The sequence below is a fragment of the Legionella sp. D16C41 genome (genome assembly GCF_048541585.1).
Lineage (GTDB): Bacteria > Pseudomonadota > Gammaproteobacteria > Legionellales > Legionellaceae > Legionella_C.
Genome location: NZ_CP183303.1, coordinates 2,476,589 through 2,494,343, shown reverse-complemented (window position 1 = coordinate 2,494,343; position 17,755 = coordinate 2,476,589). Strand labels below are relative to the sequence as shown.

Genomic DNA, 17,755 nt, shown 5'->3' with positions numbered 1-17,755 from the left:
ATGTATAATTAATTGATTTAATTGGTTTTTTTTTAATAGAACCATTTGAAAATGCTTTTAATTAATTTATTATGTTTTGCTCTGCGGATTTAGGTTGCATTTTATAATTTAAGGAGTTAGGTGTGTCGAGCATGCAAAGACCTATTAGAACAATCTTGAGTGCTACAATCGCTACAATATTAATGAGTAATGCCTATGCTGGAAGTTTTTCTCTCTACACAGAGTCAAGTGCTGTGGCAGTTGGAAATTTTGGTGCAGGTATTGCTGCCGAAGCTGCTGATGCAGCAACTGGTTGGTATAATCCAGCTGGGTTATCGTTAATTCATGATCAACAGGTTGTATTCGGAGGATCAGGCGTTTTTCCATCTTCTAAGATTACTGGAACAAGTACATTTTTTACTTCCTCAATTCCTATTCCAGCTTTAAGAACGTACTCGCAATCGTTTAAAGATTTAGACGGAGCGGATGATGGTTTTGTTCCATTTCTTCACTATGCACTGCCTTTAGGGCCAAATGTAACTGCTGGTTTAACAATTAATGCTCCTTTTGGCTTAGCAACAGATTGGGATAGAAAAGGCCCTGTCCGTTATGAAGCAACTTCTAGTGAAGTGATCACTACCAATGTTGCTCCTGAAATTGGTGGTCGAGTGTCTGAGAATCTAGCTTTAGGGCTTGGAATTGATTTAGAGTATGCAAGAGTAAAATTTAATCGTGTACTTGGTTCACCAGCTTTTGGCCAACTACCTGTACCAGGTTTAAACCCATTTACACTTGATTCCTATTCTTATAATAAAGGGGATTCATTTGGAGTCGGTTTTCATGCTGGCTTAATGTTCATGTTTAATGATGGTCATTCCCGACTTGGTTTAAACTATCAATCCCAGGTAAATCATAAGTTTCATGGTTGGAGTCGTTTAACAGGTCCTTTAGCAACTCCAGGCTTCACTAATGTGACGCCAGTAACGGCACTTAGAGCAAACTTAAATGGTAGAAATGCGGTATTCTGGAGTAATAACCTTTCTAGTAATGACGTTAAACTTCCAGATATTATTACTTTAAGTGGTTATCATGATATTAATGAAAATTTAGCGCTATTGGGCTCAGTAGTTTATACAAATTGGCATACATTACGTAGTATTCAGCTATTTAAAGTGGCTGGTTTTGCACCTTCAATAGGCCAAGCAAGGTTATTTTCAGAATCTGTCACAGATTATCGAAGTACTTGGCGTGCATCAATAGGTGCTAATTATCGCGTTAACCCTCAATGGCTTATTCGTGTTGGTGGCGGATATGATCAAACACCTACAGTCGATGAATTTCGGGATATACGTATAGCTGATAATGATCGTTGGGCACTAGCAGCAGGAACTCATTATCAATATAATCCAAACTTAGGTTTCGATCTTGGCTATTATCATTTATTTAGTGCTGGTAAAGCTCCAATCAATAGAACAGATGTTGTAGGTTCTGGAAGTACTTATACTGTTAATGCTAAAGCAACAGGTCGTGCTGATATCGTTGCCCTGCAAGCTGTATGGACAGTTGATAGTGTTCCACCGCCAGTAATGACTAAATAACTCGATTAAATTGTTAGTTGAAAGTGGGCTTTGTAAAGCCCACTTTTTTTAGATTAATCTCTCAACCTCTATCAAGATTTAAGATAACTATCTAGTTATAAAAGCATATCAATTAAATCAACTGCAAAGCATATTTAAGCTTCTTCTTTTAGCAAACGAGCTATGTCTTTAGCAAAATAAGAAATAATTAAATCAGCCCCAGCACGTTTAATGGCCAGTAGACTTTCAGTTATAGCTCTTTTCTCATCAATTAAACCTTGTTGGGCTGCATATTTTAACATGGCATATTCACCACTGACCTGATAGGCACCTAAAGGCACTTCAGGAAAATGATTTTTAACCTTATAAATAATATCTAGATAATTCATAGCGGGCTTAACCATAAGCATGTCAGCGCCTTCTTTAAGATCTAAGGCTGCCTCCCTTATTGCTTCATTACTGTTAGCAGGATCCATCTGATAAGTTTTCCGATCACCAAATTGAGGAGCACCGTCGGCGGCTTTACCAAAAGGTCCATAAAAGCAAGAACAATATTTAACCGCATAGCTTAGAATGGCTGTCTGTTGAAAACCTGATTTATCTAAGGCCTGGCGGATTGCGCCAACCATGCCGTCTGTCATACTGCTAGGAGCAACCCAATCGGCACCAGCTTGTGCATGACTAACAGCTTGTTCAGCCAACAAGGCTAAGGTCGCATCATTATCAATTAATTCTCCTGCTAAGGCGCCACAATGACCATGGCTCGTATATTCACAAAAGCAAACATCAGTAATAACGACTAGATTAGGATTAGTCTCTTTAATATTTTGAATTGCACGTTGAATAATGCCCGTAGATTGTATTGATGCACTACCTGTGGGATCTTTATGCTTAGGAATACCAAATAATAAAACAGCAGGTATATTGAGTTTAGAAATCTCTTCAATTTCTTGTGGGAGCGAAGAAAGTGGTAAACGAAACTGACCTGGCATAGTAGTAATTTCTTGCTTAACATCAGTTGTTTCATCAATAAAAATAGGTGCTATGAATTGTTGTGGATGTAGGCGAGTTTCTTGAACTAAAGCCCGAACAGAGGAGGTAGCGCGTAACCTTTTCAAGCGTAATGGTAATGTATAATTCATACAACTTATTCCTTCTGATGAGTATAGAGTAAGTCAATGCCACTACCTGCTGAGCTAGCATTAACTTGGACACTAAAAAATTTATTAAGTAGGTATTTTAAAGTCAAAACATTGGTATCTGCTTTTGCTAAGCCTACGTTATAACTTAAATAAAGTCTCTTTGATAAAGATTTACCGATAACTAAGGAAGTACTATCGGTGCTTTGATTTGTTTTTTGGTCATATTGAATATTATTTTCTATATTAAAATCTACACCTAAACCTCGTTTAAGCTGCGAAAGTAATTGCGTACCACCACTGCCAGAGTCAAGATTAAGTGCAGATACAGCTGCTAATATTAATTGAGCTCCTGATTTGTCAGCCTGATTAGCAGGTCTACCAGTAAGTAACAAAGATAAAATGTCAGCTTGAGATATAGTAGAGGGAACCGAGAATAATTCTACTTTGGGGCTACTTAAACGACCATTGACTTCAATACCTACGGTTGTTTGCTTACCAAAATCCAGAGTTTGAACATTAGATGATTTAAAATCAAATAAACGATTTGAACCAGCTAACGTGTTTGAATTTGTATTGTTAAATTTCCTTACCGCTCGCACCGAAATAACCGGATTATCAATTAAACCACCAAATAAAAGCTGTCCCTTTTCAATTGTCAAATCTTGCCCATAAGCTTGATATTTACCATCTTTTACATCTAGTTCACCTGTTGCCGTTAAAGGCCCTTTAGGAAACTGACGTAGATTAATACCCCCTGTTAAATGGCCCTGTAAGCCTTTTACAGAAAGCATAACGTTATCGCCCATGTCAATCCGAACATCAGTATCAAGGTTGAAAGGATTAGTTGATTGTTTTTTATCTACAAATACAACATCATCAGTTAAGCTCACCGAACTTGAAAAAGTTTGTGGTTTAATAGTTGCTTTTGGAACAAGAACCTGTCCTCGTAATTTTAATTCCGTAGGTGTAAATTCCAGTGCTATATTAGGTGAAACATTAATTAGATACTCTTTACTTTGAATTAAAGGAACTTGTTCTCCTTGAAGGGTTAACATGCCTTTAATAAGCGGCGCAAATTCCCCATTACCTTTAATAGATAAAGGAACGTTTTGTGAATAAACTTCACCTTGTGCTTGCCACTTTTTGTTACTACTCGATAAAGTTAATTGAATAGGGTTGAGATTAATTCCTAGGCTAGGCATTGCAATACTTGCTTTAGCTAATTGTACCTCACCATCTACACTAGGCTTGCCAATTGTACCTGCAATTTTTAGATTAGCTTCTAATTGACCCTGTAAGTTATTAATTTCAGGACTTAAATTATTTAAAAAAGCTAATGAATTAACTATAAGTTTTAAATTAGCATTAACATCCTGTTCTTTTAAGTTACCTTTAAAATAATTAAAATGAGGTAGATTAAGATCTAAAAATAATTTTTTAGCCTCATCAAGACTTAAATTACCGCTTGCTTGCAATTGTTTTTTATTAAGAGTTGCAATGATATTACCGCCAGCAAATTTAAGTTCGGATAAATCCGGGGATTTAAACTCTCCCTTGCTTATATTAAGTTGAAGATTACCGCTTTGTTCTCCTGCAAGAGTTGCTTGCGCCGTAATTGAGGTGTTAAGACCAGCTAAAGAAGAGTGTAATACTGCTGGTTGCGGTATAGAGGCTTGTAAGCGCCAAGGAAATGGTAAAGCACCATCTATTTGTAAATGATTAGGCCCTAAATCAACTAAAGCATTTAACTTCTGTTTGTTATAGTTAAGCGTCATGGTAATTGGACTTTCATTATAGCGGCCGCTAAACTGGCTATACAAAGAAAGTGTGGGTAGTGACTCGCCTGAGAAAGAACTTTCAGTTTTTATTTGCTTAATAGGTAAAGCCAATTTTTCAGCCTTATCGGTAAGCTCTGCTTTTAAATTTCCTTTCAAGTGGGGGAAGTGATCAGTATCATAAGATAAATTTAAATCAACTTTGCCTTCCTGAGCTGAAAGTCCTGCATTTATTTCGCCACCTGTAGCATGGGTAGTTCCTTGTACTTGTAGCGTAGAAGAAAGTGGTTTATCAATGTCTCCTTTAAGTGATATGGTTAAATTAGGTAATATACCATCTACTCGTAGTTGACCTTGTTTACTTAGCAACTGATAATCTTTATCAATAGGCCAACTTAGATTTTCCCAATTTCCAACTAACTTAAGTTCAGAACCATTAATAATATCGCCTTGAACTGTCAAAGGTGTTGGATTAGTTAATTGCCCCATTAAAGAATAATGAAGGAAATTACCCTTTAATTGAATTTCGCCATTTAAGCCCAATTCTGTTAAATGTTCAGGTTGTATCTGAGCTGAAACGGTAAGTGGGAAAGGCATTTTTGCACCTATAACAGCATTGCTTTGTAGCTTATGTCCTTTAGCTGCTAAGGTAAGATGCGTAAGTTGCCATTGTTGGTTAGTTAAGTTAGCTTGTAGGTAAATATCTTTTATTTCATTTAGAGAGCCATCTTGTTTAATTTTTACTTCTGCAATAGTTGCATTATGAATGACAATTTTCAGTGGTAATTGTGGCACACTAAATTGCGGCATGCTAAATTCATTGGCTGCTGTAGCCTTTTCTGATTGAGTAGAGGAGTTTGTAATCAGCGTAACATCAGCGACTTGCAATTTATTAATAGTTAATTGACGATGAAGTAGATCAGTTAAAGTAAAGTTTAAATCGATACCGTGAATGTTGAGTACTAAATCTTGATTTTTATAAGTAACTTCATTAAATATGATATGGTTAAAAAGACGGCCATGAACGGAATTAATAGTTAATTGCCCTGGTGTAAAATATTCTATAAGTTTTATGGAAGTCCATAAACCAGGTGTAGTTCCTAATAAAAAGATAACAATACTTACTAACGTAGTAAGTGTAATTAGTAAACTATAAAAGAAAATTTTAAGTGCTTTATAGATGACACGCATTATAAATCAGGTCCTATATTAATGACTAACTTAGGCGTTTTACCCTTAGCTCGTTTAAAATCCGACTCGATTGCTTGCGCTACACCAATTTTAATTGGTCCAACTGGCGATACCCACATCAAGCCAACACCAATATCTTGTTTTAAATCTCGAGAATTAAACTTATTATAAACGTTACCTACATCATAAAAGCCAACGGCATACCAGTTTTCTACTGTTTCTTTTTGCAGTTCAAGTCCACCATAGGTTAAAGTTTTACCAGGGCCTAGAGCATTATAATTATAGCCTTTTAAATTATCGGAGCCGCCTAGTAGAAAAGCCAATGATAGAGGTAACTTATCAACATTGTTAATAGCAGTAATTCCCTGAATAGTATGGAAAAAGAGGCGAGTTTTTATGGGCTCTAAAGTATAGGCTACTCTCGCATCAAGAACTGCTTGAGCAAAATTGATTTCTGAAAGTAAAGCTTTACTTGCACCTAAACCAGTTAATGAGACTTTATAGCCGTTTGGTGAGAATAACTGATTAGATCTATTAAGCCAGGTAAACGAGGCTTTAGGAAAAAATGTAGAAATCTCGTCACGTCGTAATGGATCATTATAATTAAAGCGTTCATAAAGACCATTTAAAGAGAGTAAACGCTGATAACTAGGTAAATTATGGCGCTGCGCCAAAGTAAGCAATAAAGAATTACCATAGCCAGCATTATAATTTAAATTGGAAAAACTACCTACGGCTTCATATTGATCGGTAATAGGGTTTGTACCGGGAATAATATATTGAGCTTGTACTCTATTTTCATTAAATGATCCTAACGCAACAGCATTAAATTTATGTCCCGCGCGATTAAGAGGTACAATATAAACACCAGCTTTACCCCGAATACCGGTATCTGTTCCGAAACCTAAGCCTAGAGAGTAGTTAATTCTTGAAGCGCGTTGTAAGTGAACATCAATAGGGATAACTTGTGACTCTTCTTTTTGTAAAGGTTGTACAGAGACCGCTCTAAAATAGCCGCTCCCACTTAAATAATTATTAAATTCTAAAAGCTTGTCAGCCGAATAAGGTTGGCCAGGTTTAAAAGGAATAAAACGATACAATAAATCAGGTGAAATATAGGTTGGATCAAAACGTACCTGACCAAAATAATACTGTGGCCCGGTATTAAAAATAAGATTAATACTAGCGGTATAATGTTGTCTATCAATTAAAACTTCTGATTTTTCAAAAGAAGCATGTAAATAACCTTCAGATTCAGCAGCAGCCATTAAATTTTGTTTTGCTTTCTCGTAATTTGCGCTATTAAAAGGTTTACCCTTCTGAATAGGTAATTCTTTTAACGCTTGCCTAATTCGGTAATTATCACGACCTTCGCCAATCACGCTTACCGCTAAGTTAGTAATTGCTAATCTAGGCCCAGGATTAATATTAAAGATCATTTTGTTAGAGCGATAAGAAATACGAATGATTGGTTTAAAAAAACCATAAGGAGCCATAGCTTTTTCAACTTGAGATTTTAGCTCTTGTTCTGATTCTTCACCTAATGATTTATTTTGTGCAAGTTCAGTTAATCTGGTTTTAATATTATCAAGTAGTTTTCCTTGTACACCATTAACTTGAATGCTTTTAATTTCTTCAGCGGCAATAAATAGTGGTAAGCATAAAATAATGAGTAGCACACGGGCTTTTTTATTCATACCTAATTCTCAACTATACATTTGTGGTTAACCGCTTGATAGACTTCTGAAGAAACACTAGTGCAATTATCAATAATTGAATTTTGGAAGAAACTTAACCTTAAATATATTTGCATAAGCTTTTAGCATTAGAGCTCTGTTATCTTCTAAATAAAGAAGTCTAATGAGTGCTATGCCCTTAGCGCTCATTTTTAGTTAAACACTTGGTTATAAAATAGTTAACACAGTACGCAGTCTGCTTCCGACTTTAATTTACAAATTAAATCAAATGCCATACGAGGCGTTAAATTATCAATATCAAGTGCAGCTAGCACTTGCATAATAGTAGTTTCCTGCTTACCTATTTTCTTATTATGATTTGTAGCTTTCGGGCTTAATTCTTTAACTGAAGGTACATTTTGTAGGTATTGATTAGCAAGTTCAAGAACTTCGGTTGGAATACCAGCAAGTTGTGCAACTTCTAAACCATAACTACGGTTTGCATGGCCTTCTTCTAAGCGATATAAAAAAACTATCTTATCTTGTGTTAGTTCGGCTTGCAAATGAACATTTCTAATACAACTAAATTGCTCTGGTAATTGCGTTAATTCAAAATAATGCGTAGAAAATAAAGTATAAGCTTTTACAGTACTTGCAAGATAAGCACAGGTAGCGTAGGCAAGGGCCATTCCATCATAAGTGCTAGTACCTCGACCGATTTCATCGATCAATACTAAGCTTTTTGCCGTTGCTTGGCGCAAAATATGTGCAGTTTCAGTCATCTCAACCATAAAAGTTGAGCGACCAGAGGCTAAATCATCACTTGCTCCAATACGTGTAAAAATTTTATCTATAGGTCCTATACGTGCAGCTTTTGCAGGCACATAACTACCTAAATGTGCTAATAGTATGATTAAGGCATTTTGCCGCATAAAAGTTGACTTACCACCCATATTAGGGCCTGTGATAAGTAATATATTTTGCTCTGGATTAAGTGCAAGCGAATTAGCAATAAATTCTTCTTTTAGTAATGGCTCAATAACAGGATGGCGACCTTGCTCAATAGCAATAATATCTTCAGTTACAATAGTGGGTTGGCACCAATTAAGACTATGAGCACGTTCGGCAAAATTGGCTAATACATCAATTATTGCGCAAGCGTCAGCCATGTCTTTTAAAGTAGGAATATAGTCAATAAGAGCGGTCAGTAAATTTTCATAAAGCCATTTTTCACGGGCAAGAGCTTTAGCTTGCGCAGATAAAACTTTTTCTTCAAACGATTTTAATTCAGGCGTGATATAGCGTTCGACATTTTTAAGCGTTTGCTTGCGTTGATAGTTATCTGGTGCTTTATCAGCTTGTCCCCGGGCTAATTCAATATAGTATCCTTGAACACGATTAAAGCCTACTTTTAAAGAAGATAAGCCAGTACGTTGTTTTTCTTGACACTCTAATGCTAAAACTTTTTCGTTAGCATTGGTGCTTAAAGCTCGTAATTCATCTAATTCTTCATCAAATCCCGAAGCGATAACACCACCATCACGAATAAGAGCAGGTGGATTCTCAACAAGGGCTTTAGTTAAAAGCTCAACTAATTCTGGTTGTGGGACTAAATAGTTACTTTGTTTTTTAATTAAAATAGTTTGGTTAGTTTTTATTGTTTCTAACAAAGATGGTAATAAAGATAAGGTTTGTTTTAAACTAACTAAGTCACGTGGTCTTGCTGAGCGCAGCGCAATACGTGATAAAATTCGCTCAACATCACATAATTCACTTAACAAGGTTTGTAAGGCAATATCCTGCCGATTTTTAAGTAATTCATTAACTGCAGCTAAGCGTTGCTCAATAAGTATATGTTGTCGCAGAGGTCTACCTAACCAGCGTTTTAGTAAACGGCTTCCCATCGGGTTAACGGTATGATCAAGCACTGAAAGAAGTGAATTAGTACGTTCACCTTGATAAGTTTCGAAAATTTCTAAATGTTTCTGGGTAGAGGCGTCTAATTGTAGAAAATCATCATCTTTTTCAAGTGTTAAGTGCTTTAAATGAGGCAAACTTTGTCGCTGTGTTGATTGTAAATAAAATAATAAACAACCTGCAGCTGGAAAAGCATGCGTATAGTCTGGCTCCCCAAGTCCTTTAAGATTGGCTACGGCAAATTGCTCACACAATAATTGACGAGCACGCTGTAAATCAAATTCCCATGCTGGCCGAGCTTTTATAACTGATTGGTTTAATTGCAAACTAGAGCAGGAGAACGTTTCTGCAATAAGAATTTCAGCAGGTTTTAAGCGATTAATAGTAGCTTTTAATTGGCTTTCATCTTTAGCTTCAGATAAGTAGAAGCGTCCCCCACTTAAATCGACCCAGGCTAAGCCAAATTGTTTGCGGTGAAAATGAATAGCTAGCAATAAATTGTCATGACGTGCATCAAGCAGTGCTTCATCGGTCACGGTGCCTGGTGTAATAATACGAGTTATTTGGCGTTCAACTGGTCCTTTGCTAGTGCTAGGATCACCTGTTTGTTCGCAAATAGCGACGGATTCACCTTTTTTAATAAGCCTTGCTAAATAATTTTCTACAGCATGGTAGGGCACACCCGCCATTGGAATAGGTTTACCCGCTGATTGGCCACGATGAGTTAAGGTTAAATCTAATAAACGAGCTCCTTTTTTTGCATCTTCAAAAAATAATTCATAAAAATCACCCATACGATAAAACAAGAGCATATCAGGGTAATCGGCTTTGATGCGTAAGTATTGTTGCATCATAGGTGTATGATTAGCAGACATAACAACTCAGTGGTATAAAATTGCTCATTTTAACAAACTCTGCAAAAGAGAGTAAGTATGACTATAATAATAAGGATGTTTTTAACTTAAGTCCTTCACTTAAGACAAATTTTTGTTAGACTATTAAATGGCATTAATTATAATTTTAACTATGGAGAGAATATTATGAAACGTTTAGCCCTAGTCGGAGCTTCTGTTTGTATGGCTTTATTATTAACTGCTTGTGGTGATAACAACAAAAATAAAGGAACAAATGGTACTACTACAACTCATAGTACAACCCAATCACAAAGCGATTTAAATAATGCTAATAAAGATGTTAATGCTGAGCTTTCAAGCGATGCTAATGCAAATAAGACAACTAATCAAACCACTACTACTACAACTAATCCCTAAGCGTTAAAAGATTAATTTTGTAATTATGGGAAGGTTAAACTTATTAGAGCTGCCCAATAGTAAAAGGGCAGCTTTAATAGGCTATGTAGATATAAAAACTATCTCGGCTAATGGGTTAAATTAAGCGTATAGACTTCTTGCTTTTAAAAAGTTAATTTTCTTTTCTTAGAAGATTTTTATTTACTAGGGCTAACCTCTTTACTAAATTTATCCTTTTAGCTTATTTTTTAAAACAACTTCATTACTAACTATGCAAGACTTAAAAACATTATTACCAAATGTCACTAAGTTGTTACAAACACAGCATAAAACTATTACTACAGCCGAATCGTGTACAGGTGGATTACTAGCAAGCTTATTAACAGAACTTCCAGGAAGCTCAAGCTGGTTTGAGCGTGGTTTTGTCACCTATAGTAATTTATCTAAGCATGAAATGCTTGGTGTTGATTTAACCCTTATCGAGAAATATGGTGCTGTAAGTAGCCCGGTAGCCCAAGCCATGGTGCAAGGGGCATTAGTACAAAGTAATGCCGATGTTGCATTGGCCGTAACTGGAATTGCTGGTCCTACAGGTGGTAGTTTAGAAAAGCCTGTGGGAACGGTTTATCTTGCTTTCGCTTTAAAGGATAAACCTCCTAAAATTGAACATTATCTTTTCGCTAATAAAAAGCGGCAAGAGATACGCATACTTACCTGCCGCCAGGCCTTTTTAGGAATACTCAATTTATTAACTTCAGTGTGATTTATTTCTGTACGGTTTATTTATAAATTTATACTTTCCTTATAAAATCAATAACTTCAGGACATATGTTATTTTAAGTCCAAAACGCCTATTTAATTGTCTTAATAATTTATCAAATGGTTAATAATTGTTTGATGCAGACAGCTATATATGGGATAATTTAGTCTTTGTAGACTAACGTGGATAACATCATGGAAACTAATAAACAGAAAGCTCTAGGTGCTGCCCTCGCACAAATTGAACGACAATTTGGTAAAGGCTCAGTCATGCGTTTAGGTGATGATAATTTATCAAGTCGGGATATTGAAGCTATTTCAACAGGTTCACTCGGACTGGATATTGCTTTAGGCATTGGTGGTTTACCTAAAGGACGAATTGTTGAAATTTATGGTCCGGAATCATCAGGTAAAACTACTTTAACTTTACAAGTTATTGCTGAATGCCAGAAAGCTGGAGGAACTGCTGCTTTTATTGATGCAGAGCATGCACTTGATCCAAGCTATGCAGCAAAATTAGGTGTTAACGTTGATGACTTATTAATTTCTCAACCTGATACCGGTGAGCAAGCTTTAGAAATTACGGATATGCTAGTTCGTTCAGCAGCTGTAGACGTTATCATTATTGACTCAGTTGCGGCTTTAACACCTAAAGCAGAAATTGAAGGCGAAATGGGAGATGCGCATGTAGGTTTACAAGCTCGTTTAATGTCTCAAGCTTTAAGGAAATTAACTGCAAATATTAAACGTTCTAATACCTTAGTAATTTTCATTAACCAAATTCGAATGAAAATTGGGGTAATGTTTGGCAACCCTGAAACAACCACAGGCGGTAATGCTTTAAAATTCTATGCTTCTGTACGCTTAGATATTCGTCGTGTTGGCTCTATTAAAAAAGGCGAGGAAATACTAGGTAACGAAACACGAGTAAAAGTAGTGAAGAATAAAGTAGCGCCACCCTTTAAAACCGTTGATTTCGATATTCTTTATAATGAAGGTATTTCAAGAGAAAGTGAGGTCATTAATTTAGGTACGCAATTAGGGCTTATCGAAAAATCTGGTGCTTGGTATAGTTATAAACAAGAAAAGATTGGTCAGGGTAAAGAAAACGTACGCGTTTATCTTAAAGAGAAAGCAGAGATTGCTGCAGAATTGGAAAAGCAAATTAGGGCAGAATTGCTAAATAAAAAATTAGCAGGTCAACCTGAAGTTGCTACTGCTGAAGAGCTAGAGCCCATAGATGACTAAGGCATATGATTGCGCCGTGCGTTTACTTGCAAGGCGCGAACATGGAATGATTGAGTTAACTAAAAAACTAATTAGCAAGGGCTACACTGCACAGGAAAGTAAAGAGGCAATTTTAAAATGTCAAATGCTTGATTTACAAAGTGATAAGCGATTTGCAGAATCAATTTGTTATACCAGGGTTCAGCAAGGATATGGGCCAGTCAGAATCATGCAAGAATTACAAGCTAAATCTATTAATAAAGAGCTAATAACACAAGCATTGGCTCTTTATGAAGAGCAATGGGAACAGCAAGCTTTGCTGGTATGGCAAAAAAAATTTAAAGATTTAGACTTCCACTTAACTAGTGAATTACAAAAGCAAATACGCTTTCTATTGTACCGGGGATTTCCAAGTGAAATTGCTGCAAAAGTTGTACATAAACGTAATAAATAATAACTTATTATTCTTTTCTTAAATAATCTTCTCGCTACCTAATCTATATTTTCATATAATTTATAATTGGGTGTTTAATACAACCTCTATAGAGAATGTTTTTAACCAACAAATAGTTTACTACCGAACGTTTGAAGATTGAGTGACGTAATTAAATTTTGAAAACAATACCTATTTCTAGTTGAATTAAATACTAACTAAATAGCAACTAACCATGAATCTGTAATTATGAAAAGTTCTGAAATTCGACAAGCCTTTTTAGATTTTTTTCAAACAAAAAATCACCATATAGTAGAGTCAAGCTCCCTTATTCCTGGTAATGATCCTACCTTGTTATTTACTAATGCCGGAATGGTGCAATTTAAAGAAGTTTTTTTAGGCCTTGAAACGAAGCCATACAAATGTGCTGTTAGTGCTCAGCGCTGTCTGCGAGCTGGTGGTAAACACAATGATTTAGAAAATGTTGGTTATACAGCTAGACATCACACTTTTTTTGAAATGCTTGGTAATTTTAGTTTTGGTGATTATTTTAAACGGGAAGCAATCCAATATGCTTGGGAATTTTTAACTAAAGTTTTAAAGCTACCGGTGGAAAAATTATGGGTTACCGTTTATTTAAATGATGATGAAGCGGCTAATATATGGCTAAATGAAATAGGCATTTCACCTAATCAATTTTCACGTTGTGGTGAAAAAGATAATTTCTGGTCTATGGGCGATACAGGTCCCTGTGGCCCTTGTACAGAAATTTTTTATGATCATGGGCCTGAAATTCCTGGTGGGCCGCCGGGTAGTTTAGACGCTGATGGAGATCGCTATATTGAAATTTGGAACTTAGTGTTCATGCAATTTAATCGCGATAAAGCAGGCGATTTACATCCGCTACCAAAGCCTTCAGTCGATACTGGTATGGGGCTTGAGCGCATTGCAGCAGTTGTACAAGGTGTACATAATAATTATGACATTGACAGTTTTCAACATATCATCCGAGCAATTATAGCTCTATCACCTAATATTAATCCTAATCATTCTTCGTTAAAAGTTATTGCTGATCATATTCGTGCTTGTGCTTTCTTAATTGCTGATGGCGTATTACCAAGCAATGAAGGTCGCGGTTATGTGTTACGACGTATTATTCGTCGCGCTGTGCGCCATGGAAATAAATTACATCTGGCTTCCCCTTTCTTTTATAAGTTAATAGATCCGTTAATTGATGTTATGGGTGAAGCTTATCCAGAATTGGCAGCTAGTAAAGAGCAAATCGAACGAGTAATAGTGCAAGAAGAAAATCAATTTGCAAAGACACTAGAGCAGGGATTACGATTATTACAAGAGCAAATTAAAAAGTTAAGCAGCAAGGAAATTCCAGGTGAAGTTGTATTTAAACTTTATGATACTTATGGTTTTCCTCTTGATTTAACGCAAGATATTGCACGTGAGCAAGATTTAGTAGTAGATATGGATGGTTTTAATACTTTCATGCAGCAACAACGTCAATTATCGCAATCAGCTAGCCAATTTACCGCTGATTATTCACTAGCAACGATTCAACATGAAGCATCAACTTTCCATGGTTATGATAACGAACAAATGGATAGCCAAATTGTAGCTATTTTGCATGAAGATCAAAAAACTAATCAGTTAACAACAGGGCAGAAAGGGGCAATTATTCTTAATAATACGCCTTTTTACGCTGAAAGCGGTGGTCAGGTTGGGGATAAAGGATGCTTAATTAGCTCAACGGGACGTTTCCAAGTTACTGATACACAGCGAATAGGTCAGGCAATTGTCCATTATGGTGAGGTCTTACAGGGACAGTTAACAGTTGAGGAAACTATAAGAGCTGAAGTCGATGTAGAGTACCGTAATGCTATTCGTTTAAATCATACTGCTACTCACCTTTTACATGCAGCACTTAAAGAAGTTATTGGCGACCATGTACAACAAAAAGGCTCTCTAGTAGATGCAAATCGAGCTCGTTTTGATTTTTCTCATTATGAGCCCTTAACTCAAAATCAGCTATTGCAATTAGAAACGTTAGTTAACGATAAAATACGAGAAAATATTGATGTTACAACGGATCATATGTCGCTAGAAGATGCTAGAGCAAGTGGAGCTGTCGCTTTATTTGGTGAAAAGTACAGTGATAAAGTCAGAGTGTTGTCAGTGGGAGATTTTTCAAAAGAGCTATGTGGTGGAACCCATGTTAAGCGTACAGGTGATATTGGTTTTTTCAAAATTATAGCAGAATATGGAATTGCTAGTGGCGTCAGACGAATTGAATTGATGACAGGCGCTTATGCACTAGATTGGGTTAATCAGCAGCTTTATCAACTTAACGAAATAGCACAACGTTTTAAAGTAAATTCCGATAAGGTAATAGATAAAATTGACCAATTTTTTACTGACTATAAGCAGCAAGAAAAAGAGATAATTAAGTTACAAGCTAAACTTGCAGCCAACCAAGGCAGTCAATTAGTTAAAGAAGTAGAAAAAATTGGTGAGATTAATTTATTAATTAAGCAACTTGATATGGATAATCAAGGTTTACGTACAACGCTTGATCAACTGAAAGGTAGCATTAATAATGCGGTGATTATTTTATATGCTATCGAGGGACAACGGATTAACGTTGTAGCTGGGCTAAGTAAAAACTTAATTAATCGGGTACCTGCAGCGACAACATTTGTAAAACTCTTATGTGGAAAAGGTGGTGGCCGCGATGATATGGCCCAAGGCGGCGGTCAAGTACCAGATGATCTTGCAGCTAAAATTAAAGAAATTAGAGCAACTATTAATACACAAATAAGTTAACTAATAAATTAGAGGGATGCTAAATGAGCTTTCTTAGCGAATTTAAACAATTTGCCATGCGTGGCAATGTAGTTGATTTAGCTGTGGCAGTCGTCATTGGTAGTGCGTTTAGTAAAATAGTGGCATCCCTAGTTGATGGTATTATTATGCCTTCTATCGGTTTATTATTAGGTGGTATTAATATTACAGATAAAGTACTTAAAGTAGGAAGCGCTGTTATTAAATGGGGCGCCTTCCTACAAGCTATTTTCGACTTTACCCTAATTGCACTTGCTATTTTTATTGTTATTAAATTTATTAATCTTTTACAAAAAACAAAAGATGAAGAGCCACCAAATTTGACTAATCAAGAAAAAATTTTATTAGAAATTAAAGCCTTATTAGTTGAAAGTCTTAATAAGAAGAATACCTAAGCTATGTTTAATAAATTATTTAAATGATGCCTATATTAGGAGTCAAAGTGAGCTATATAGCAGAGCTTTCCCTCATAAATAGTTGAATTGTCAGGTAGTATATATTTTTGCATGTATTGTCGTGTCGTGTGTCTCTGTCTTTTGAATCTTACCGCTTTAGCCTCAGCAAGTTAAGTCCAGTTAGAAACGAATCTACTTTTAAAGATTTTCCTTTTTTCTTACAGTCTGTATATTATCGTAGTTAACACACGTCGAATTTTTAGAGTTATTAATTTTAAAAGATTAAGCTTATAGAAGTTTGTTTTCTAAGGCGATAACCTTATAACGTTAAATTCAAGTAATTTGCTTGCTATTGGTGCCTGGACAATTTGCAAAGCAAAGGGATTTACAAGGAGAAAAATGATGGGAGACTTAGAGCGTTATCAGCAAGAGTTCGATACAGCCATAAGGCCTATTACAGCGCGTCTTATGAATTATGAAAAGTTAGTCTATGAGATAAGAAAAATATTGAAAGATTATTTTTTTGATATAAAACGTGTGCAAAAATTAAGTGAATTAGCTCAAGAAAATCAAGTGGTTTTTGACTTCAATCAAATTAAATATAGTATGGAAGCTTGTTTATTAGATGAGCAGTGTATAGAAGTTTTAAATTCGGCTGGGTATACAAGTTTAGTGGCGGCTTTCGATTCGCATATTGTTAATAGTGGTTTACCTATAGAAATTGAGAAAGAAAATAATCAATATATATTCAAACCTAAGAAAGCTTATACGCCTCTAGCACAAACTTTTATGCAGCAATTTGCATATGCTTTAGGTATATATCGCTTAAGTTTAGGTATTTATGAAAACTATTGTAATATCTTAAATCATCCAGAAATTCAGCAAGTACAAATTTTAAAAAATTATATTGATTCTGCACTAAAAGCAAAAGAAATGCTTACTAAAGAAGAAACAGATTTAATTATTCTACAGCGCGAGGTAAGGGCAGTTAAGCACGAGATTTTAAGTCAACTTAAAGCCAGTAAGATCAATAATGGCACTTATACTTTTAGAGTAGATCTTAACAGAAACATTTCAGAATTAGCTGAATTATTAAAATTTGGCGCAAGTTATTTACAAACCTGTTATAAAGTATTCCCTAATGATCCTATATTATGGATGCTTCATGATCGAAGTTGGCATGGTCTTTTAAAAAGTATTTCTAGTCTTTTATATGCTAATTATTATACTTATTCTACCTTTTCTAGTTCCTTAGAGATAAAGCAAGAGTTTATTGGGCTTATAAAGAAAGAACTTGAAAATTTGGATATTACTGCATCGGATAAATTAAGCTTGTTAAAAACTGAACTATTAAGAAAAGCCGCAAAGCTTGTTTATGAATTAAAAATTGACATACTAGCTAAGCTTGCTGTGCAAGGTGTTGAGCTTGCTGAAGCGCCTAAAGTGGGTCTGTTTTCTAATGCTTCTAACTTTAGTATTTATCATTTGATGGCGGAGCTCTATCGTCAGCCAAGGCAAGTGACTGCTGATGAAAGTACCCAAAAGCATGTAGCAAGCCTGGGTTTTTAATCCAGATAAGCT

At 35.6% G+C, this 17,755-nt stretch carries 12 protein-coding genes; 8 read left to right on the top strand and 4 right to left on the bottom strand.

Annotated elements, in window-relative coordinates; all coding sequences use genetic code 11:
• The first annotated feature begins 131 nt into the window (after nt 1–131).
• Complete coding sequence (locus tag ACNVED_RS10795; RefSeq protein WP_419421176.1) at nt 132–1,577, top strand: OmpP1/FadL family transporter; 1,446 nt, start codon at nt 132–134, stop codon at nt 1,575–1,577.
• A 134-nt stretch (nt 1,578–1,711) separates the two neighbouring features.
• Here ACNVED_RS10795 and hemB read toward each other — a convergent pair whose 3' ends face one another.
• The 4 genes from hemB to mutS form a co-directional block, all read right to left on the bottom strand.
• Nucleotides 1,712–2,698 carry a porphobilinogen synthase gene (gene hemB, locus ACNVED_RS10790; RefSeq protein WP_419419028.1) on the bottom strand — a complete coding sequence of 329 codons (987 nt, stop codon included), beginning with the start codon at nt 2,696–2,698 and terminating at the stop codon, nt 1,712–1,714.
• Nucleotides 2,699–2,703: 5 nt separating this feature from the next.
• Nucleotides 2,704–5,664, bottom strand: a complete 2,961-nt coding sequence (locus tag ACNVED_RS10785; protein ID WP_419419027.1) for a translocation/assembly module TamB domain-containing protein — start codon at nt 5,662–5,664, stop codon at nt 2,704–2,706.
• Nucleotides 5,664–7,361, bottom strand: coding sequence for an autotransporter assembly complex protein TamA (locus ACNVED_RS10780; RefSeq protein WP_419419026.1), 1,698 nt, complete (start codon nt 7,359–7,361; stop codon nt 5,664–5,666). The genes ACNVED_RS10785 and ACNVED_RS10780 overlap by 1 nt, the downstream gene beginning before the upstream one ends.
• Before the next feature lie 218 nt (nt 7,362–7,579).
• Nucleotides 7,580–10,132, bottom strand: a complete 2,553-nt coding sequence (mutS, locus tag ACNVED_RS10775; protein WP_419419025.1) for a DNA mismatch repair protein MutS — start codon at nt 10,130–10,132, stop codon at nt 7,580–7,582.
• A 165-nt stretch (nt 10,133–10,297) separates the two neighbouring features.
• Between mutS and ACNVED_RS10770 the strand changes: the two genes are divergently transcribed.
• From ACNVED_RS10770 to ACNVED_RS10740, 7 genes are all read left to right on the top strand, one after another.
• On the top strand, nt 10,298–10,528 hold the full coding sequence (locus ACNVED_RS10770) for a hypothetical protein (RefSeq protein ID WP_419419024.1): 231 nt from the start codon (nt 10,298–10,300) through the stop codon (nt 10,526–10,528).
• 250 nt (nt 10,529–10,778) lie between these two features.
• Nucleotides 10,779–11,270, top strand: coding sequence for a CinA family protein (locus ACNVED_RS10765; RefSeq protein WP_419419023.1), 492 nt, complete (start codon nt 10,779–10,781; stop codon nt 11,268–11,270).
• 191 nt (nt 11,271–11,461) lie between these two features.
• Nucleotides 11,462–12,514 (top strand): recombinase RecA, encoded by a 1,053-nt coding sequence (recA, locus tag ACNVED_RS10760; RefSeq protein ID WP_419419022.1) that lies wholly within the window; start codon nt 11,462–11,464, stop codon nt 12,512–12,514.
• A complete protein-coding gene (gene recX, locus ACNVED_RS10755) occupies nt 12,507–12,947 on the top strand; it encodes a recombination regulator RecX (RefSeq protein WP_419419021.1) in 441 nt (146 codons plus the stop codon). Before recA ends, recX begins: the two co-directional genes overlap by 8 nt.
• Before the next feature lie 228 nt (nt 12,948–13,175).
• Nucleotides 13,176–15,761 carry an alanine--tRNA ligase gene (gene alaS / locus ACNVED_RS10750; protein ID WP_419419020.1) on the top strand — a complete coding sequence of 862 codons (2,586 nt, stop codon included), beginning with the start codon at nt 13,176–13,178 and terminating at the stop codon, nt 15,759–15,761.
• A 23-nt stretch (nt 15,762–15,784) separates the two neighbouring features.
• Nucleotides 15,785–16,174, top strand: coding sequence for a large conductance mechanosensitive channel protein MscL (gene mscL / locus ACNVED_RS10745; RefSeq protein ID WP_419419019.1), 390 nt, complete (start codon nt 15,785–15,787; stop codon nt 16,172–16,174).
• 399 nt (nt 16,175–16,573) lie between these two features.
• Nucleotides 16,574–17,743 carry a hypothetical protein gene (locus tag ACNVED_RS10740; protein ID WP_419419018.1) on the top strand — a complete coding sequence of 390 codons (1,170 nt, stop codon included), beginning with the start codon at nt 16,574–16,576 and terminating at the stop codon, nt 17,741–17,743.
• Nucleotides 17,744–17,755 lie beyond the last annotated feature (12 nt).

What these genes read in the sequence shown, in the direction of transcription:
- ACNVED_RS10770 (WP_419419024.1), top strand. Translation starts at nt 10,298, where the DNA reads ATGAAACGTTTAGCCCTAGTCGGAGCTTCTGTTTGTATGGCTTTATTA.
- ACNVED_RS10780 (WP_419419026.1), bottom strand. Translation starts at nt 7,361, where the DNA reads ATGAATAAAAAAGCCCGTGTGCTACTCATTATTTTATGCTTACCACTA.
- ACNVED_RS10785 (WP_419419027.1), bottom strand. Translation starts at nt 5,664, where the DNA reads ATGCGTGTCATCTATAAAGCACTTAAAATTTTCTTTTATAGTTTACTA.
- recA (WP_419419022.1), top strand. Translation starts at nt 11,462, where the DNA reads ATGGAAACTAATAAACAGAAAGCTCTAGGTGCTGCCCTCGCACAAATT.
- ACNVED_RS10795 (WP_419421176.1), top strand. Translation starts at nt 132, where the DNA reads ATGCAAAGACCTATTAGAACAATCTTGAGTGCTACAATCGCTACAATA.
- ACNVED_RS10740 (WP_419419018.1), top strand. Translation starts at nt 16,574, where the DNA reads ATGATGGGAGACTTAGAGCGTTATCAGCAAGAGTTCGATACAGCCATA.
- recX (WP_419419021.1), top strand. Translation starts at nt 12,507, where the DNA reads ATGACTAAGGCATATGATTGCGCCGTGCGTTTACTTGCAAGGCGCGAA.
- mscL (WP_419419019.1), top strand. Translation starts at nt 15,785, where the DNA reads ATGAGCTTTCTTAGCGAATTTAAACAATTTGCCATGCGTGGCAATGTA.
- alaS (WP_419419020.1), top strand. Translation starts at nt 13,176, where the DNA reads ATGAAAAGTTCTGAAATTCGACAAGCCTTTTTAGATTTTTTTCAAACA.
- ACNVED_RS10765 (WP_419419023.1), top strand. Translation starts at nt 10,779, where the DNA reads ATGCAAGACTTAAAAACATTATTACCAAATGTCACTAAGTTGTTACAA.
- mutS (WP_419419025.1), bottom strand. Translation starts at nt 10,132, where the DNA reads ATGTCTGCTAATCATACACCTATGATGCAACAATACTTACGCATCAAA.
- hemB (WP_419419028.1), bottom strand. Translation starts at nt 2,698, where the DNA reads ATGAATTATACATTACCATTACGCTTGAAAAGGTTACGCGCTACCTCC.